Consider the following 19,037-nt stretch of genomic DNA (forward strand, 5'->3'; position numbering starts at 1 on the left):
TGCATGATGACGACTAAACGCAAAGCCTATGTACGGCCAATGCCGTCCACCTGGTGGAAAAATCTGCCGTTTTATCGCTTCTATATGCTGCGTGAAGGCACGGCAGTGCCTGCAGTGTGGTTCAGCATCGAACTGATGTACGGCCTGTTTGCCCTTAAGCATGGTCCGGAAAGCTGGGCCGGGTTTGTTGGGTTCCTGCAAAACCCCATTGTGGTGATCCTGAATATCATCGTGCTGGCAGCAGCGCTGTTGCATACCAAAACCTGGTTTGAACTGGCGCCGAAAGCGGCAAATATTATCGTCAAAAACGAAAAGCTGGGGCCGGAGCCAATCATCAAAGGGCTCTGGGTGGTAACTGCGGTCGTGACCGTGGTCATTCTTGGCGTAGCCCTGTTCTGGTAAGGAGACCACTGTGATTAATCCAAATCCAAAACGTTCTGACGAGCCCGTCTTCTGGGGACTCTTTGGGGCAGGCGGCATGTGGTGCGCCATTATCGCACCGGTCATTATTCTGCTGGTGGGCATTATGCTGCCGCTGGGGCTCTATCCCGGCGATGCGCTGAGCTATGAGCGGGTCCTGGCCTTTGCCCACAGCTTTATTGGTCGGGCCTTCATCTTCCTGATGATTGTTCTGCCGCTGTGGTGCGGTCTGCACCGTATTCATCACGCTATGCATGACCTGAAGATCCACGTCCCTAACGGGAAATGGGTGTTCTACGGACTGGCGGCGATTCTGAGCGTAGTCACGCTGGTTGCCGTCGTCTTTATGTGATCTGCCCCGCTCTCCCGCCAGCCGGTGGGAGAGCAAAATTCCTGACAGGTTCTACACTTAACAAAAATCCTGTAAGGAAACGCCTATGCGCATCCTGCCCGTCATCGCCGCCGTTGCCGCTGCATTTCTGGTTGTTGCCTGTAGTGCTCCTGTCCCTCCCCCGGGCGTGACCGTCGTTCGGCCCTTCAATGCCCAAAAATTCATGGGCAGCTGGTATGAAATCGCCCGTTTTGATCACCGCTTTGAACGCGCCCTGCAAAAGGTAACGGCGCACTACAGCCTGATGAGTGACGGCGGTATTCAGGTTATCAATCGGGGCTACAACCCTGAACGCGACATGTGGCAAAAAGTGACGGGGAAAGCCTACTTTACCGGCGCGTCTGACACTGCAGCGCTGAAAGTCTCTTTCATCGGTCCGTTTTATGGCGGCTATAACGTGATTGCGCTGGATAAGGATTATCAGCATGCGCTGGTGTGCGGGCCCAATCGTGACTATCTGTGGATCCTCTCCCGCACACCAACCATTTCAGATGAAATGAAACAAAGGCTACTGGATTCCGCCACCCGCCAGGGCTTTGATGTCAGCCAGCTGGTCTGGATTGAACAGCCCCATTAATGGGTGCTGAGCTTCAGCCCAATAATACCGGCGACTATCAATGCGAGGCTGGCAATACGCGCCAGGCTCGCAGACTCCCCCAACAGTAAGATCCCGGTAATGGCTGCACCTACCGCGCCGATCCCCGTCCATACCGCATACGCCGTCCCTACGGGCAGCGAACGCATAGCCCAGGAGAGCAGCACGATGCTCACGATCATGGCGGAAACGGTAATAATGCTGGGAGTGAGGCGCGTAAACCCATGAGTATATTTCAGGCCAATGGCCCAAACCACTTCGAGTAAACCGGCAATAAAAAGAATAATCCAGGACATAAAGGCTCCTTAACTTAAATAACAGTCTGGGGCCGTCCCCGATGAGAGAAGCGCTTACAGGTCGTCCCGTAAGGCAGGTGAACTGCTTATTGTGAAGAGCATGAATTCATTTTTCAACGTGTTTGTTTCAGCCCGCACTTAAGCGATTGAAAGCAAGAAATAGACGTAATTAGCAGCGAAATTCCATCATTTATGACTCATCCGACTTCTTTATTATGGGGCACTTCCTGAATGCAGGAAGCGACTACACTTTGCCGATTGCGAAAAACTAATGTTCAAAATTCTTTTGATTGACCGGTGTCATTACACCCGCATGGGCCTGGAAATGTGGATCAATCATTCAGGGCTATTTCCCTTCCCGGTACTGGTGACGGGCCTGAACAATCTCTTTCTGGCCAGGGAGCATATCCTGCAATGGAAACCCGCGCTGGTGATTGCCGATTTGCAGGGTTTTACATCAGACATTCAACAGCTCTCTTCGCTGATGAGCGCCAGCAAAACCGTGCCGTTTGTGATGTTACATGCGGAAGAGCAACCAGAAGTATCGGCATTTATGCACACCTTTCCTCTGTGGGCATCATTGGCCAAAACGACCCCGCTGCAGGTACTGGCGCAGACCATTAATGAGGTCTTAGCCTCCCAGCAGGTGAGCGAACCTGCACCCATTGCGACGCCTTTGTTGACGCGGCAGGAAGAGAAAGTGTTAACGCTGTGGATGGACGGCGCCAGCAACCAGAAGATTGCCAGTAAACTGAGTATTCATGGAAAAACGGTTTACACCTACAAGCGCAATATTCGGATGAAATTGCACATGGATACACGGTACTCGCCGTTTCTGTCACTACCCTGAGCGGTAAACTGAGGGTACGGCGGCATGTTCAGCCCCGTACCGCCCAAGATTACTGCTGTGCTTTAGTTGCCGCACCAGAGATCGCGCTACCGCCAGTGGAGATATCTTCACCGACGCCGCGAGTGGTATTACAGGCAGTTAATACTGACGAAAGCACCAAAACAGAAAAGATCGCTACAAATGTTTTCTTAAGCATAATGTCTTCCTTTTTTAGCCAAAGTTATTGTGTACAGCAACATAAGCATAGCCAGGATCCCGGCGAGTGACGGAAAAGGAAGAATTTTTAGGAAAAGTAGAAAATATCAGGAGGCGGCGTGCGAAATAGCATGACCCAGGCTTCTGATGTCTTCCCCGACACCACGGGCCGTGTTGCATCCGGAAAGCAGTACGCTGGCAAGAACCATCAGCAGGAGAATTTTGATTGTGCGCGACATCGTCCATGAACCTTCTTTAGGTCGATAAGGCGCAGCATGGCACTGCGCCTTTTCTCACGGGTGAATTACTTCACGCGAGACACGTATTCACCAGAGCGGGTATCCACTTTGATGATTTCGCCAGTCTGAACGAACAGTGGAACTTTAACCACTGCACCGGTAGACAGCTTAGCTGGCTTGCCGCCAGTACCTGCGGTATCGCCTTTCAGACCTGGATCGGTTTCAACGATTTCCAGCTCAACGAAGTTTGGCGGGGTCACAGCGATAGGCTGGCCGTTCCACAGGGTCACGATGCACTCAGCCTGATCCAGCAGCCATTTGGCGCTATCACCGACAGCTTTCTCATCAGCAGACAGCTGTTCGAAAGTTGAATTGTTCATGAAGTGGTAGAATTCACCGTCGTTGTAGAGGTAAGTCAGGTTCATATCCACAACATCTGCGCCTTCAGCGGAGTCGGTGGATTTGAAGGTTTTCTCTACACGGGTACCGGTCAGCAGGCGGCGCAGCTTAACGCGTGCGAATGCCTGACCTTTACCTGGTTTAACGAATTCGCTGGCTTCAACCGCGTACGGTTCGCCGTCCATCATGATTTTAAGACCGGCACGAAAATCGTTGCTATAGTAAGTCGCCATAAGGCCCTCTGAAATTGTTAACTGGTAGCTAAGCCACAAAATGGCGCATATTGTAACCCTAAACACCCCATCCAGAGAAGAATGGTTATTGCAACTTGCCGATGTAATCACCAGCCCGGATGAACTCCTGCGTCTTTTAGAGCTAGATGCAGATGAAAAACTCCTCGCAGGACGTGATGCGAAACGCCTGTTTGCGCTGCGTGTGCCGCGTGCATTTGTCGCGCGTATGGAGAAAGGCAACCCTGACGATCCACTGTTAAAACAGGTCCTTACCTCGCAGGACGAGTTTATCGTTGCCCCTGGTTTCAGTACCGATCCCCTTGAAGAGCAGAACAGCGTCGTGCCTGGTTTACTGCATAAGTATCGCAACCGGGCGTTACTGCTGGTGAAGGGGGGATGCGCCGTAAATTGTCGCTACTGCTTCCGACGCCACTTCCCCTACTCTGACAATCAGGGGAATAAGCGTAACTGGCAGACGGCGCTCGACTACATTGCCTCCCATTCTGAGCTGGATGAAATCATCTTTTCTGGCGGCGATCCGTTGATGGCGAAAGATCACGAACTGGACTGGCTCATCACCCAGCTGGAAGCGATCCCGCATATTAAACGGCTGCGGATCCATAGCCGTTTACCGATTGTTATTCCCGCGCGTATTACCGAATCCCTGGTGGCGCGTTTCGCCCGCTCATCGCTGCAAATATTACTCGTTAATCATATTAACCACAGCAATGAGATTGACGCGTCGTTCTCTGAAGCCATGGCTGCGTTACGCAGAGCAGGCGTCACTCTGCTCAATCAGAGTGTACTATTACGCGGCGTCAACGATCAGGCTCGTATCTTAGCCGATTTGAGCAATGCACTGTTTGATGCTGGCGTTATGCCCTACTACTTGCATGTGTTAGATCGCGTACAAGGTGCTGCGCATTTTATGGTCAGCGACGAAGAAGCACGCCAGATTATGCGTGAATTATTGACTCTGGTTTCTGGTTACATGGTGCCGAAACTGGCACGCGAGATTGGTGGTCAGCCGAGCAAAACGCCTTTGGATTTAGGCCTACAGCAGCGGTAATAGACGTTGCCGGCTCATGCCGGCAAGTTTCAAAAATAAGTTAATACTTTCATTTTTCCGCATCACAACCCGCAATGTAAATAGAAAGAGTAACTTCCCGGTTATTACGTAATAAGCTAAATGAAATGCCTGGTAATTATAGACGCGATTTCGAGCCCAATTAATACAATAATTAACAGAACGAGCCAAACAGGTGCACCAAAAAAAACAGCTCGCTTTTTCTTAACCGCTAATTCTGCCAGCTCTGGTTGATTATTCCCAGCGACTTCTGGAATCACAACCTCCATTTTTGCATCACTATTAACCTGCTGATCAGAATTAATTACTTCACTATCTGACACTACTACAACCGCTGTATCAGAGGAAAGCCGGAACCCCTTCCGTCGGACTGTTGTGATGATATCTTTCGTCAAGCCAGCGGATTTGAGGGATTTTCTCAGTAAAGAGATATTCTGATAAAACGTGTTCTCGGAAACAACAATTCCCCGGGACCGCCACACTACCTCCAAAAATTTCTCGCGTGAGACAATCTCTTTGTTACTTTCGAGCAACAGTTGTAAACAACGGGCAGTAGGTGAATTAAGGATGATGCGCTCGCCACTTTCAGCTACGGGCTCTAAGATATTCTCATTCACCTTAAAAATGATCTTATCATCAATCATATAGATATTATATAGCATAACAGTTCCCAGACATTCCTTTATCTATGGATAACATGGAGTGGCAATGTGAAGTTCCGCTTCATCACCATCTAAAAAGTCATTATATTCAGATACATAAAGCAATAAAAAACTAAATTTACTTTGATGAAATACTTAAGAGAGCGTGCAAGACATCATATTCCCTATGATAATCTCTTCGAACCTGAAGTCCAATATGATGATGAAGTACAATTTCGAACAATGTCATTAATACATTGTAAAATCAAATTTCAAATTAATTCACATGCACTCTCAGGCCCTATCCACTATCTTCCGCGTTGTTCTTTCTGCGGGGGCTGCTTTACATATGAGCAATTCCTGTCACAGGAAAACATAATAGTATCCGGCAAAGAAAAGTGTTTATTAGATAGTTTCCCAATAACGACAGCCGTTATTAGAATAACATCTGACAACAAGGCTTAGCGCGAGATATCTATTACAGGATGAAGTCACTTCAACTTAATATGGATTTAAAGAATGAAAAAAAATATCGCATTCATGACTGCGTTAGCAGCCGCTACTATCATTTCTTGTAATGCAGCAGCCGCCGACGGCACCGTAAATTTCACCGGTAGCATTGGTGACGCAGCATGCAAAACCAACATTGGTTCTTTAACCGGTGGCAACTCCGGAACAGTTAAGCTGGGCAATGTGCCAGTGAGTAGCTTTACTGGCGTGGGTTCTACCGCTGGCGATGGTGCGGGTTCTACCAATGTCAAAATCTTCCTGACCGAGTGCCCTACCGGTACTCCGACTAGCGCCACACTGAAATTCGACGGCGCTTATTATAAAGGTGATAACAGCTATCTGGCCCTGGAAGATGTTACAGGCGCAGCACAAGGCGTCGCCATCCTCCTGTCTAATCCAAACGGAAAAGCACTGAAACTGGGCGAAGCATCAGAACCTGTAACCCTGAATGTGGGTACCGGCAGTTCCACCGAACTGAACTTCAAAGCCGCCTATATCCAGCGTGAAACGACCATTGTAGCGGGTACCGCTAACGCAAGCGCTACCTTTACCATCAACTATTAATAGATAGTTTGTTACTAAGTGCTCCCTTTCGGGGGCACTTCACCTTAATGCAGAGTTAATTATGCGAATTTTTACATCACTTGCGTTAACAATGATACTTGCACAATGTGGAATGGCGACCGCCAATGCAGGTGTATTGATCGGTGGATCTCGCCTTATTTACCCGCAGGGTAAAAAAGAAATTAACATTACCGTAGAGAACAAAGATAGCACCCCTTATTTAATAAAGTCTTTTATTGAAAAGGGTAGTGTTGAAGGTTCTGAAAACTACTTCATGGTGACGCCGCCCCTTTTTCGTCTGGATGCCCAGCAAAAAAGCGTTCTGCGTATTTTTAAAGCGATCGACAACATGCCTGTCGATCGTGAGTCGGTCTTTTATTTTAACGTAACCTCAATCCCCTCAGCACAAGCGGATAGCGATAAAAATACGCTGCAAATCGCGGTCCGGAATCGCATGAAATTGTTCTATCGCCCTAAAGCACTGGTCGATGATATCCCGGAGAGTGTGACTAACAAACTGACCTGGCAACGCATCGGGAATAAGATCAAAGCGTCCAACCCTACCGGCTATTATATGAATTTTTCGTTTATAAAAGTGAATAACATCAACGTTAAAGAGCCTGTATTACTGGCTCCTTTTGCAAGTAATGAATATTCGCTTCCAACAGGCGTCACAGGTGGCACTGTAACCTGGGCAATTATAAATGATCAGGGCGGCATCGGCCCGGAACATAAATATAGCTTATAGGATGCTATTTCACCCGCGTTGCTGGAAGGAATAGCTTATGGCTGACAATAGGGAAAAAAAATGGCCACAAACCTTAAATATACTGCTTATTCACTGGCATTAATCAGCCTGTGTTGGTCCAGCTATCATTCTAACGTTCTCGCTCGCGATTTTTTCAACCCTGCGTTTCTGAATGGCATTAACGGATCTCACGAAGCGCCTGACCTTTCCGCTTTTGAAAATGAAAATGCGCAGGCTCCGGGCAAATATCGCGTGGATATTATAATTAATGACATGTTCATTGATACCCGTGATGTTGAGTTTATGCTGAATACGGCGCCCGGGGCCCAGAGCACTAATACACTTAAACCCTGTATTAGCGTAAAGGAGTTGCAGGCTTTTGGCGTACGCACGGATAATTTCCCTGGCCTGTCGCAGGGCACAAAAGGATGCGCGGAGATAACCGCTATTCCTGATGCGTCATACGAGTTTATTTTTCCGACGCAAACCCTGAGGTATAACTTCCCTCAGGCAGCACTGAGTCCGGTTGTTCGTGGATATGTTCCACCTGAAAAATACGATGACGGCATCACCGCCCTGCTGATGAACTATCAGTTTAATGCCTCGAACAGTTACGCGCGTCAATCTCAGGGCAATGATACGGAAAACTACAACCTCAACCTGAGACCGGGTTTCAATATCGGTGCATGGCGTGTACGAAACTATACCTCCTGGAACAGAGCCGATCAGACTTCCAGCGCGGGCAAGTGGGACACGGTCTACACCTATGCAGAGCGCAACATACAGGCGATAAAAAGCGTATTGACGCTGGGTGAAAGTACGTCACCGGGGGATGTTTTCGACAGTGTTCCCTATACCGGTGCTCAGCTCGCCTCCGAAGATCAAATGGATCCGGACAGTATGCAGGGATACGCCCCTGTCGTCAGGGGCATAGCCAAAACCAATGCGAAGATTATCATCAAGCAGAATGGCTACATGATTTATCAATCTTACGTCCGCCCCGGCCCCTTTGAAATCACCGATATGTACTCAACGGGTGGTAGCGGTGATTTACAGGTTACTGTTGAGGAGTCGGATGGCAGTAAGCAGGAATTTATTGTGCCTTATGCTTCTCTGCCCGTTCTGCGTAGAGAAGGCAGTCTGAAATATGGCGTGACCACCGGACGCTATCGTTCATATAACAACTATGTTGATGAAACACCCTTTACCCAGGCAACGGCAAGCTACGGTTTACCGCTAGGCGCAACCCTCTTTGGTGGGTTCCAGGCAGCATCCAGGTTCCAGTCCCTGGCGATAGGGTTTGGTCAAAATATGGGGAAACTGGGCGCATTATCCATCGATGTCACACAAGCCTGGTCGACCCTTAAAGATAAGGTAAAAACCACCGGGCAATCCTGGCGAATTCGGTACAGCAAAAATTTAACCGATATTGGCACCAACTTCTCTATTGCGGGTTACCGTTACTCCACATCCGGCTTCAATACGTTAGGTGATGTCCTTGAGAGCTATCGTGATGGCTCCGGGGAATATAACTACAACCGGGTACGAAATCGCACAGAAGCCACGATTAGCCAGAACCTCGGAAGCGGTAATGGATCAATGACTTTAAGCGGAATAATCGAAGATTACTGGAATGAAAAACGCCGTAATACATCCCTAAGCGTCGGCTACAACAATACATGGAAATGGATTAACTACTCGTTAAACTACTCTTATAACCGCTCATCGCGAATAAGCAGTAACTCGAGCCGCGATTATGATAGTGAAAAACTGTTCTCGCTTTCGCTCAGCGTACCTTTTGGTGGAGCGTTAACAAATACCTGGGCCACCTATTCAATGAATACCGGGAATCCAGGTTCGACAACAAATACCCTGGGCTTAAACGGCACAGCGTTAGAGCAAAATAACCTGAGCTGGAACGTGCAGCAATCCTACGACAACCGCCAATATGGTAGCGGTAGCACCGGGGTTAACTATGATGGCACCTATGGTCAAGTATTCACCAGTTACGATTATGACCATAACGCGCAGCGCATTAACTACGGCGCGGCCGGTAGTGTTCTGATCCATCGCGATGGGGTAACAATGGGTCAGCAAATCGGCGAAACAGCCACCCTGGTCAAAGCACCTGGCGTTGCTAATACCAATATATTGAATCAAACCGGCGTTAAAACAGACTATCGTGGCTACGCGATCATTCCGTTCAGTACGCCTTATCGTTATAACGAAGTCATGCTGGATAGCGAAACCTTTGCCGATAATATTGATATGGATATTACCACGCAAAAGGTTGTACCTACCCGGGGAGCGATTGTTCAGGCCAATTTCAGCGGTAACGTTGGTCAACGTGCAATTATCCGGCTAATAAATCCAACAGGCAAAGTAATTCCTTTTGGTGCCACTGTCACGGATGAAAGCCAGCCAAATAACAGCAGTATTGTTAACGATAATGGAATGGTTTACCTCACCGGATTAGCGACAACCGGAACACTGAATGTTCAGTGGGGTAAGAAAGAGAACCAGTCTTGCACAGCGACATTCTCTTTAGCCAACGCGCAGCAGCAGGTTGGGATAGTACAGTCACAGGCAGAGTGCCGCTAACACTCTGGCGATATAAGGATATTCAGCATGAAACCACGTTTTCGCACATCAATAATTAACACTTTGCTCCTGCTTGCCTTAGCGGTAGTGAGCTGTAAATCAATAGCCGCCGAATGCTCTGTTGAATATAAAAAAGTGTGGATTGTGATTAATTCATTAAAGATAGACCCTGACGTTCCGACAGGCAGTGTATTGCACTCGCAGTTAGTCAACACGCGAACTTATCCTGCCGCTTTTAACTGTGGTAATCAGACGCCCTATTATGCCAGCGAGATGGGGAGCGACTTTAGCACCGAATCGGCAATCAGTGGAGTTTACGAAACGGGCTTAAGCGGTATCGGCATACGCGTAAGAGACATCGTCTATAATCAAAACTGGGCACCCTATGTCAAGACGCCTGCGGTTGGCTCCTGGGACGGCAGGACCACAACGGGCGTTATCAGGATTGAACTGATCAAAACTGGCGAAATTAATGCTAACAGTAAAGGAAAATTGAAGAGCGGTACCCTGGTGACCGCAAAAGTTAATAGTCTTAAAACGCCGGTTCGGGCCAAAACATTCTATGAAATCTACCTTAATGGTGGGTCAACCGGAGGCTGGACGGTTAAGAGTTGTACAATAGATAATGCAAAACGTAATCAGACTGTGCAAATGGGAAAAGTGAGCAAGAGTGATTTCGACAGCTCGGGTTATGGCCCCGTGGTTAATTTCAAAATAGACATTAACTGCCCGGATGGCATCCCTAATAATACGCCCATTAAAGTTACCTACGACAGGATGACGTCAGGTAGCACGAACGGGTTTATGGACATCGATTCTTCTGTTGACGGTGCCGCGAAAAATGTGGGAGTGGAGGTTCGCGATAAGAACAATAGTTTACTCGTTTTCTCCAGTGACTATAGCTATACAAATAATGATGTGAGTAACAAGGAAATCTCGATACCCATGACGGCGCGGTATAAAGCGACCTCAGCTGTCAAAGATATCAACCCTGGCACCGCCAATACCGCAATGACGATCACCATCACTCAGGATTAAGATATCCAAAATTATGAATCTGTGTCGCTAAATAATTCGCTTTTCACGAAGATATAAGAGTTACCTTCCAGCTCTAATAAAATGGAAGTTTTATATTTATCAAGGAAATGAAAATGAAAGAATTAACCTTAATGGAAATGGATTACGTCTCAGGTGGCGATTTTACTCCACCGGCATGGGGCACCGGTTACAGCTGGGATTTCAGCTCCCTGGACAGTGCCGTGAGCTCTTTGTTAAATAATGCTTTCCAGGCAAGCGCCGGGCTTATTGTCGGCTGCGTTGGTGGCACCCTGGGCGGCATGGCCGTGGGCGCTGGCATTGGCGATAACGGCGGCGGTATACTGGGACTGGGTATGATTGGTTCCCTTGGCGGCGCTATTATAGGCGGTGTCGCTGGCTTTGTTGGCGGCGCCACTGCGGGTTTCTTCGGTGGGTTTGACTATGTCGCCCAGGTTGCTGGTGATGTGATGTACTCAGCCTTCAACGGCTCCCTCTCCTTCTGGTAAGATTTTTTTTCGCTAATCTAAAAGAAGACCCTGAGAAGGGTCTTCTTTTAATCCTGTTTAAAGGTGTTTGACATCGCTAATCAATAGCATTCTTATAATAAATCGCTGATTGTCAATATTACCCCAGGGCATACTCACCTTAATTCTTCTAAAACACATATACAGCAATGAAGATTGCAATATTTTCCCTGATCCATTAAATTGCGCATCACCTAACATGATTGACGTCATGACATAAATACGAATCAATACCAAGAAAATCCAAACCCTTATTTTCGCCTCAGATAAACCGTACCCCTGTTTATTTCGAAGCCGCAATTGAGTCATCTTCCAGCTCGACTAAAATGGAAGCTTTATATTTATCAAGGAAATGAAAATGAAAGAATTAACCTTAATGGAAATGGATTATGTCTCAGGTGGCGATTTTACTCCACCAGCATGGGGCACCGGCTACAGTTGGGATTTCAGCTCTCTGCAAAGCGCCGTTGGCTCTGTGCTAAATAATGCTTTCCAGGCAACCTCCGGGCTTATTGTCGGCTGCGTTGGTGGCACCCTGGGCGGCATGGCCGTGGGCGCTGGCATTGGTGATAACGCTGGCGGTGCGCTGGGTCTGGGTATGATTGGTTCTTTGGGCGGCGCTATTATCGGCGGTGTCGGCGGTTTTATCGGCGGCGCCACTGCGGGTTTCTTTGGCGGGTTTGACTATGTTACCCAGGTGTTCAGCGATGTGCTGTATTCTGCCTTCAACGGCTCTCTGTCCTTCTGGTAATCGCTTCTCTATTTTTTGAACAAGGCCCTGAAATGGGCCTTTTTATTCATTGCTTAAAAACGCAAAGTCAATTCTATGAAAAGAAATATCTATCGCAAGGAAGCGATTGAATATAAGAAATATCACTGGAAGGGAAAAGCGCTTTTACTGGCAGGTATACCCTCCTGGCTTGTCAGTGCGCTGGCATTTTCTTTTTTAGCCATTATGATATCCGCTCTTATTTTCTGTCGATACACACAACGTATAAATGTATTTGGCGAAGTTATCACCCTTCCCCACTCTATTAACGTTTTTGCTCCACAGCAGGGGTTTATCGTCAATCAGCTCGTTAAGGTTGGTGATGAGGTAAAAAAAGGCGATCCTTTGTACGAACTGGACGTCTCTCGCCATACCGTGACGGGAAATGTGAGTATCGAAATGGGAGATGTCATTAACGAAAAAATCAGCAACTCCAATGAGATTATTGCCAAGATCGGCCATAACAAAAAAGAGACCCTGGATGCAGTAAAGGACCAGTTAAGCAGTGTTGAAGAATCTTTAAATGAAACGAAGCGAATGATAGTTAAAACGCAAACGGGTCTGAAAAAAATGCGTGATAACCTCTCCAGCTATGATAATTATCTGAAGCAGGGATTAATCACTAAGGACCAATATAACTATCAACACTCTTTGTATTTCCAACAGCAAAGCGCATATCAGTCTTTAACCAGCCAGAAAATGCAGCTGGAAACACAAGTCACTCAGCTAAAAAGCGATCTGATTACAAAAGCTGCAGATTTTGACAACCAGGTTTCAACGCAAAAAAACCAAATAAATGATTATAAAAACCAGCTGGTTGAAAATAATGCAAACGGCAATGCCATTATTAAGGCAACCGCGGCAGGGATAGTGGAATCACTGGCCGTCACAGCGGGTCAAATGGTTGACCGCGGCAGCAGCCTCGCACAAATAAAACCGACCGGGAATGTAGAATATTTTCTTGTTCTCTGGCTGCCCAACAATAGCATTCCTTATGTCAAAGCGGGGGATACCATTAATATCCGCTACGATGCCTTCCCCTCCGACAAGTTTGGTCAGTTCCCGGGCACCGTGATGTCTATTTCAACGGTTCCGGCATCACGCCAGGAGTTACAGGAATATACCAACATCAATGTTCCTGCTAATCAGCAGGATATTGCGCTGTACAAAACCATTGTCTCCATTAAGGACAAATCGTTTCGTTATAACGAGAAAACATTAACACTCTCCAGCGGACTCAAAGCCCAGGCCACCGTCTTTCTGGAGGAGCGTCCGCTGTATATGTGGATGTTTACCCCGTTCTATAAAATTTCGCAAAGTATAAGTGGGCCGATCGATGAGTAAAGAACTGTTCAAGAAAATAACAGCAAAAGTGAACTTTTCATTACGTCGAAAGGTTCCGGTGATCCTACAGTCAGAAGGGTCAGAATGCGGCATTGCCGCCCTGGCGATGGTGTGTGGCTTCCACGGGATGGAGATAGATCTCTTCAATTTCCGTAACCGTTTTGGCAGCGCAACGCAAGGTGCCACCCTGCTTTCACTCACCCGTACAGCTGAACAGGCAGGCTTAAAAAGCCGTGCCCTGACGCTCGATCTGGATGAAGTGAAGCAGTTGAAATTGCCCTGTATTCTGCACTGGGACATGAATCACTATGTTGTGCTGGTAAAGATCTGCAGTTCCAGCTTTGTTATTCATGATCCTGGGCTGGGTAAACGTGTCGTTGGCATCAAAGAGATGTCTAATCACTTTACCGGCGTCGCCCTCGAGCTTTGGCCCGATCAGCATTTCCAACAGGAAAAGGCCAAAAGTCGTTTACGTCTGATCGATTTAATGAAAAATATCAGCGGCCTGAAGAATGCGCTGATTAAAATCTTTGCCTATTCCATTGTTGTCGAAGCAATTAATTTATTGCTGCCAATCGGCACACAGCTGGTCACTGACCACGTTATTATTGCCCATGACCAAAGCTTACTGGCGGTTATTTGCATCGGTCTGGTCATGTTCACCTTGTTTCGTACCTTTATCAGTATGCTGCGATCCTGGACTTCACTGACGCTGAACACCTTAACCAGCATTCAGTGGAAAACAACCCTGTTCGATCATCTGATGAGCTTACCGTTGTCCTTTTTCGAAAATCGGCATTTAGGTGATATTCAGTCTCGTTTCTCCTCGCTGGATACCATTCGCGGCACTTTTACTAACAGTATTATTACCGGTCTCATCGATATGATTATGACGGTGGGTCTGGTTATCATGCTGTCGCTTTATGGCGGCTGGCTCGCCTTTGTGGTCATCGGCTTTACGCTGATCTACGCCATCATGCGCCTGGCGACATATCGCTTCTATCGTCGCGTGGCTGAAGAACAGGTCGTAAAAGGCGCACGCTCCGGCTCGCACTTTATGGAGTCGTTATACGGTGTCTCGACCATCAAGGCGCTTGATCTGAAGGAGCGGCGTTCCCAACACTGGCTCAATATTAATATTGAAGCCTGTAACGCCGGCATTAAGCAGACCCGCTTTGATATGCTTTTTGGCGGGATCAATACCTTAATTGCCTCTCTCGATCAGGTTGTCATCCTGTGGCTGGGCGCCGTTATGGTTATCGATAATCAAATGACGCTCGGTATGTTCATGGCCTTCAACGCCTTCCGCGGACAGTTCTCCCAGCGTGCATCCAGCCTGGTGGATTTGGCGATGCAGTTACGCATGCTGTCACTTCATAACGAAAGGCTTTCAGAAATCGTCTTTTCTGAGCCTGAAAAAGAGATGCCTACCCGCCGTGTTTTTGAACAAAATAAAGGACTCTCCCTGCAGGTTCGTAACCTGAGCTATCAGTATGACCCCTTTACCCGGCCCATATTCTCTGGCCTGAACATCACCATCCAGCCCGGTGAGTCCGTCGCCCTGGTTGGCCCTTCCGGTGTGGGTAAAACAACCTTGATGAAGGTGATGTGCGGGCTCCTTACACCTACCGAAGGCGACGTGCTGGTTGATGGTCTGGATATCACTAAAATCGGCCTGAATAACTATCGACTCAGTACCGCCTGCGTTCTTCAGGAGGACCGTCTTTTCTCTGGTTCCATTTCTGACAATATTTGCAGTTTTGAAGATGCGCCGGACATTGAATTCATTTATCAGTGCGCAAAACTGAGCAATATTCATGATGAAATCATGAAAATGCCGATGGGATACGAGACGCTGGTTGGTGAGTTAGGTCTGGGTATTTCGGGCGGGCAAAAGCAGCGTTTGCTGATCGCTCGCGCACTGTATCGCAAACCCAACATTCTGTTTATGGATGAAGCGACCAGCCATTTAGATCTGGCCAATGAAGCCGGGATTAACCAGGCGATCTCCTCGCTGAGTATCACCCGTATTATCGTTGCGCACCGTCCATCGACAATTGCCTCAGCAGACAGAATCATCGATTTATCACACTGTCATTCACAACCGATTAACCGCTAATGGAAAAGGAAAACCACATGAATGAGATTATTAAAGGTATTAACACGGCGGCGATTACCCATGAAAACCGCTTTATGGCCATTGCGGTAAAAATCCGCACGCCTCAAGGCGACGATGCTCTGTACTACATGCAGAATGTGGTTATTCGCGATGTATTATTAATCATGAATAATAAATTTCGCGCTGTCGTTGAGAACATGAAGCTACAGGGCGAAGCCTATAAAGCACAGCTGATTGCGGATAACCAGGCGCTGCTCAGTAATCTGCCCGCCATTCAGCAACAAGAGTTACAAAATCCCGATCCCGCCAGAAGAGTGATGTCTGTCGCGCTGAAACAGGAGAGCGAACATTTTACCCTTATTGCTGCCTTGCAAAGTGGCCATGTCGATATCATCAACTTCAGCAACAATCAGGCCGAATTTGTCATTCATGCCATTACCCAGGCGTTGCAAAACGCCGGGGACAAAGAAGCATTTATACATCTCTGCGGAGCCCTGGACTATATTCCGCTTTACGATACCGGTTTTAGCAATATCAATGAGCTGGATTATCAGCAATATCCTCATGAAGCATGGCGGCAGGCTTTATTCCCAAACTATGTGGGGATCCTGTTTAACTATCAAACTGCCGAGGGAGATAAAATATTGCGCGGGGCAGTTGTAAAAACCTACCTGAAGGCAGAGTCTCCTGAGATCCAGAGCATCGCGGGAAGAATGGTAAATTTACTGCCGCACTACAAAGCGTTGCAGGAACAGCATCAGCTGAAGCAGATTTTTTGCAGGGATATTCAAGCAACCTCTGACCAGCCGCTATCAACGGAACAGTGCCTCAGACCATTGCGTGACTATTATCTTGAGATGACGGCGAAATTACAGAATGGAGAAAAACGGTAATCCTCTTCCCGCCGTTTACCTGGGCTACCCTCTCCTCAGAGAGGGATAACCCGGGAAAGAATCAGTTCGGACACTTATAAACCTGGCCCTGCATCTCACTGGCGGTCGGTACAAAGCTTGATAGCAGACCTTGCGTCGGGCTGCTCACGCCATAGATCACGTTCCCGCCCATTTCAGCCGCCTGGTTACGCAGACCATTGGCTGCGCCACGCATTGAGCCGCCCTCTTCGCCATGCTGCCCGGAGAGCCAGTTGCTCTGCTTGCCCGTTGCGGTGCCAACCAGACGGCATTCGCTTCCCGGCTTATCTTCTACAAAGCGAACGCTCTGCCCACCTGCAGACAGCTCATTGCCGGAGCTGCAACCCGCCAGCAGCAGCGCTGCTCCCACAATCCCTGCACAAACGTTAACGCGCATGTTATTCCTCGATTTCAATAAGCTGGGCAGGTGCTGCCCGCGTCTAAACCTTATACTAAAAAGATGACCAAAAGAAAAACCCCCGATCATTTCTGACCGGGGGTTTTTTTATTTCTGCGAGGAGCAGAACAACATGATTACATCATGCCGCCCATACCACCCATGCCGCCCATACCACCGGCAGCACCTAAGTCAGGTGCGTCACCTTTTGGCAGGTCGGTAACCATGCACTCGGTAGTGATCATCAGGCCAGCAACAGAAGCCGCGTACTGCAGCGCAGAACGGGTCACTTTAGTTGGGTCCAGGATACCGAAGTCGATCATGTTGCCGTATTCTTCAGTCGCCGCGTTGTAACCGTAGTTACCTTCGCCTGCTTTAACCATGTTCGCTACAACAGACGGCTCTTCACCGGCGTTGGAAACGATCTGACGCAGTGGTGCTTCCATTGCGCGCAGCGCAACTTTGATACCCACGTTCTGGTCTTCGTTCTGAGCGGTCAGGCCAGCCAGTTTCGCTGCAACGCGAACCAGGGCAACACCACCACCAGCAACCACGCCTTCTTCTACCGCAGCACGGGTCGCGTGCAGGGCGTCATCAACGCGTGCTTTCTTCTCTTTCATCTCAACTTCGGTAGCTGCACCGACTTTGATAACTGCCACGCCGCCTGCCAGTTTCGCTACGCGCTCCTGCAGTTTTTCACGGTCGTAGTCAGAGGTCGCTTCTTCGATCTGCTTACGGATCTGAGTCACACGGCCCTGGATGGCATCTTCTTCACCCACGCCATCGATGATGGTGGTGGTGTCTTTGTTGATCACAACGCGTTTCGCCTGACCCAGATCTTCCAGAGTCGCTTTTTCCAGCTCCATACCGATCTCTTCAGAGATCACGGTACCGCCGGTCAGGGTTGCGATATCCTGCAGCATCGCTTTACGACGATCGCCGAAGCCAGGTGCTTTAACCGCAGCCACTTTCACGATGCCACGCATGGTGTTAACCACCAGCGTCGCCAGCGCTTCGCCTTCAACGTCTTCAGCAATGATAACCAGCGGTTTGCCTGCTTTCGCAACGGCTTCCAGTACTGGCAGCATTTCGCGGATGTTGGAGATCTTCTTATCAGCCAGCAGGATGAACGGGCTTTCCAGTTCTACTGCGCCAGTTTCCGGCTTGTTGATGAAGTAAGGGGACAGGTAGCCGCGGTCGAACTGCATACCTTCAACCACGTCCAGTTCGTCTTCCAGACCGGTACCGTCTTCAACGGTGATCACGCCTTCTTTACCGACTTTATCCATCGCTTCAGCGATCAGTTTACCTACGGTTTCGTCGGAGTTAGCGGAGATGGTACCAACCTGAGCAATAGCTTTAGAGTCAGAGCAAGGTACGGACAGCGCTTTCAGCTCTTCAACAGCAGCAACGACAGCTTTGTCGATACCACGTTTCAGATCCATTGGGTTCATACCCGCAGCAACGGCTTTCAGACCTTCGGTGATGATAGCCTGCGCCAGTACGGTTGCAGTGGTGGTGCCGTCGCCTGCAGCGTCGTTCGCTTTAGAGGCAACTTCTTTCACCATCTGGGCACCCATGTTTTCGAACTTGTCTTCCAGTTCGATTTCACGCGCTACGGACACACCATCTTTGGTGATGGTCGGCGCGCCGAAGGATTTGTCCAGAACCACGTTACGGCCTTTCGGGCCCAGGGTCACTTTAACTGCGTCTGCCAGTACGTTTACGCCGCGCAGCATTTTCACACGAGCGTCGTTACCGAATTTTACGTCTTTAGCTGCCATTTTAATCTTTCCCTTAAATTCGTATGTTCAGTGTCGTTCGCGGATTACGCTTCAACAATTGCCAGAATGTCGCTTTCGGACATGATCAACACTTCTTCATTGTCGATCTTCTCAGACTTAACACCGTAGCCATCGTTGAAAATAACGATGTCACCAACTTTAACGTCCAGAGGCTGCACATTTCCGTTTTCCAGAATGCGACCCTTACCGACAGCGATGATTTCGCCACGAGTTGATTTTGCTGCTGCAGAACCGGTCAGAACGATGCCGCCCGCAGATTTGGTTTCAACTTCTTTACGTTTGACGATCACACGATCATGTAACGGACGAATACTCATTGATAGCTCTCCTTTGAGAAAGTCATTATCAGTTATGGGTGACG

Annotated in this window: 22 protein-coding genes; 14 read left to right on the forward strand and 8 right to left on the reverse strand. The window is 48.4% G+C overall.

The genetic code is table 11. From position 1 onward, the window contains the following. Positions 1–6 precede the first annotated feature (6 nt). From frdC to blc, 3 genes are all read left to right on the forward strand, one after another. The gene (gene frdC, locus WFO70_RS19030; RefSeq protein ID WP_337018392.1) at positions 7–402 is read left to right on the forward strand and encodes a fumarate reductase subunit FrdC; all 396 of its coding nucleotides are present in this window, start codon (positions 7–9) and stop codon (positions 400–402) included. A gap of 10 nt (positions 403–412) precedes the next feature. Further along, on the forward strand, positions 413–772 hold the full coding sequence (gene frdD / locus WFO70_RS19035; protein WP_337018394.1) for a fumarate reductase subunit FrdD: 360 nt from the start codon (positions 413–415) through the stop codon (positions 770–772). Positions 773–857: 85 nt separating this feature from the next. Then, entirely contained in the window at positions 858–1,388 is a 531-nt protein-coding gene (blc, locus tag WFO70_RS19040; protein ID WP_337018396.1) for an outer membrane lipoprotein Blc, read from the forward strand. On the opposite strand, the gene sugE is transcribed toward blc, so the two are convergent. Then, positions 1,385–1,702, reverse strand: a complete 318-nt coding sequence (sugE, locus tag WFO70_RS19045; RefSeq protein WP_032616159.1) for a quaternary ammonium compound efflux SMR transporter SugE — start codon at positions 1,700–1,702, stop codon at positions 1,385–1,387. The two genes, blc and sugE, sit on opposite strands and share 4 nt — an antisense overlap. A 271-nt stretch (positions 1,703–1,973) precedes the next feature. On the opposite strand from sugE, the gene WFO70_RS19050 reads away from it, so the two are divergent. After that, entirely contained in the window at positions 1,974–2,552 is a 579-nt protein-coding gene (locus WFO70_RS19050; protein WP_337018398.1) for a helix-turn-helix transcriptional regulator, read from the forward strand. A 49-nt stretch (positions 2,553–2,601) separates the two neighbouring features. Here the strand turns inward: WFO70_RS19050 and ecnB are convergent, their stop codons facing one another. The 3 genes from ecnB to efp all read right to left on the reverse strand — a co-directional run bounded on the left by ecnB (position 2,602) and on the right by efp (position 3,618). After that, the gene (gene ecnB, locus WFO70_RS19055) at positions 2,602–2,748 is read right to left on the reverse strand and encodes a lipoprotein toxin entericidin B (protein ID WP_106994025.1); all 147 of its coding nucleotides are present in this window, start codon (positions 2,746–2,748) and stop codon (positions 2,602–2,604) included. A gap of 106 nt (positions 2,749–2,854) precedes the next feature. Then, positions 2,855–2,986 (reverse strand): entericidin A/B family lipoprotein, encoded by a 132-nt coding sequence (locus WFO70_RS19060; RefSeq protein ID WP_337018399.1) that lies wholly within the window; start codon positions 2,984–2,986, stop codon positions 2,855–2,857. A gap of 65 nt (positions 2,987–3,051) precedes the next feature. Beyond that, entirely contained in the window at positions 3,052–3,618 is a 567-nt protein-coding gene (gene efp, locus WFO70_RS19065; RefSeq protein ID WP_032616155.1) for an elongation factor P, read from the reverse strand. Positions 3,619–3,658: 40 nt separating this feature from the next. Here efp and epmB point away from each other — a divergent pair, with 40 nt between their 5' ends. Continuing rightward, positions 3,659–4,687 (forward strand): EF-P beta-lysylation protein EpmB, encoded by a 1,029-nt coding sequence (gene epmB / locus WFO70_RS19070; protein WP_337018401.1) that lies wholly within the window; start codon positions 3,659–3,661, stop codon positions 4,685–4,687. A 116-nt stretch (positions 4,688–4,803) separates the two neighbouring features. Here epmB and WFO70_RS19075 read toward each other — a convergent pair whose 3' ends face one another. Then, positions 4,804–5,367 (reverse strand): winged helix-turn-helix domain-containing protein, encoded by a 564-nt coding sequence (locus tag WFO70_RS19075; protein WP_337018403.1) that lies wholly within the window; start codon positions 5,365–5,367, stop codon positions 4,804–4,806. Positions 5,368–5,865: 498 nt separating this feature from the next. On the opposite strand from WFO70_RS19075, the gene WFO70_RS19080 reads away from it, so the two are divergent. From WFO70_RS19080 to yjeJ, 9 genes are all read left to right on the forward strand, one after another. Further along, complete coding sequence (locus tag WFO70_RS19080; protein WP_337018405.1) at positions 5,866–6,420, forward strand: fimbrial protein; 555 nt, start codon at positions 5,866–5,868, stop codon at positions 6,418–6,420. 61 nt (positions 6,421–6,481) lie between these two features. Beyond that, a complete protein-coding gene (locus WFO70_RS19085; protein ID WP_337018406.1) occupies positions 6,482–7,168 on the forward strand; it encodes a fimbrial biogenesis chaperone in 687 nt (228 codons plus the stop codon). 60 nt (positions 7,169–7,228) lie between these two features. Beyond that, entirely contained in the window at positions 7,229–9,769 is a 2,541-nt protein-coding gene (locus WFO70_RS19090; RefSeq protein WP_337018407.1) for a fimbria/pilus outer membrane usher protein, read from the forward strand. A gap of 27 nt (positions 9,770–9,796) precedes the next feature. After that, entirely contained in the window at positions 9,797–10,807 is a 1,011-nt protein-coding gene (locus WFO70_RS19095; RefSeq protein WP_337018409.1) for a fimbrial protein, read from the forward strand. 113 nt (positions 10,808–10,920) lie between these two features. Then, complete coding sequence (locus tag WFO70_RS19100) at positions 10,921–11,313, forward strand: hypothetical protein (protein ID WP_337018411.1); 393 nt, start codon at positions 10,921–10,923, stop codon at positions 11,311–11,313. Positions 11,314–11,689: 376 nt separating this feature from the next. Next, complete coding sequence (locus WFO70_RS19105; RefSeq protein WP_337018413.1) at positions 11,690–12,082, forward strand: hypothetical protein; 393 nt, start codon at positions 11,690–11,692, stop codon at positions 12,080–12,082. Between the two features lie 75 nt (positions 12,083–12,157). Beyond that, complete coding sequence (locus WFO70_RS19110; RefSeq protein WP_337018415.1) at positions 12,158–13,444, forward strand: HlyD family secretion protein; 1,287 nt, start codon at positions 12,158–12,160, stop codon at positions 13,442–13,444. After that, positions 13,437–15,563 (forward strand): peptidase domain-containing ABC transporter, encoded by a 2,127-nt coding sequence (locus WFO70_RS19115; protein ID WP_337018417.1) that lies wholly within the window; start codon positions 13,437–13,439, stop codon positions 15,561–15,563. The genes WFO70_RS19110 and WFO70_RS19115 overlap by 8 nt, the downstream gene beginning before the upstream one ends. Before the next feature lie 17 nt (positions 15,564–15,580). After that, positions 15,581–16,456 carry a YjeJ family protein gene (gene yjeJ / locus WFO70_RS19120; RefSeq protein WP_337018418.1) on the forward strand — a complete coding sequence of 292 codons (876 nt, stop codon included), beginning with the start codon at positions 15,581–15,583 and terminating at the stop codon, positions 16,454–16,456. 61 nt (positions 16,457–16,517) lie between these two features. Here the strand turns inward: yjeJ and WFO70_RS19125 are convergent, their stop codons facing one another. The 3 genes from WFO70_RS19125 to WFO70_RS19135 all read right to left on the reverse strand — a co-directional run bounded on the left by WFO70_RS19125 (position 16,518) and on the right by WFO70_RS19135 (position 18,993). Further along, positions 16,518–16,871: a DUF4156 domain-containing protein gene (locus WFO70_RS19125; RefSeq protein WP_337018420.1), complete on the reverse strand. Its 354-nt coding sequence runs from the start codon at positions 16,869–16,871 to the stop codon at positions 16,518–16,520. Positions 16,872–17,008: 137 nt separating this feature from the next. After that, positions 17,009–18,655: a chaperonin GroEL gene (gene groL, locus WFO70_RS19130; RefSeq protein ID WP_337018422.1), complete on the reverse strand. Its 1,647-nt coding sequence runs from the start codon at positions 18,653–18,655 to the stop codon at positions 17,009–17,011. 44 nt (positions 18,656–18,699) lie between these two features. Then, positions 18,700–18,993 (reverse strand): co-chaperone GroES, encoded by a 294-nt coding sequence (locus tag WFO70_RS19135; protein ID WP_032616151.1) that lies wholly within the window; start codon positions 18,991–18,993, stop codon positions 18,700–18,702. Positions 18,994–19,037 lie beyond the last annotated feature (44 nt).

The organism is Leclercia sp. AS011 (genome assembly GCF_037152535.1).
GTDB lineage: Bacteria > Pseudomonadota > Gammaproteobacteria > Enterobacterales > Enterobacteriaceae > Enterobacter.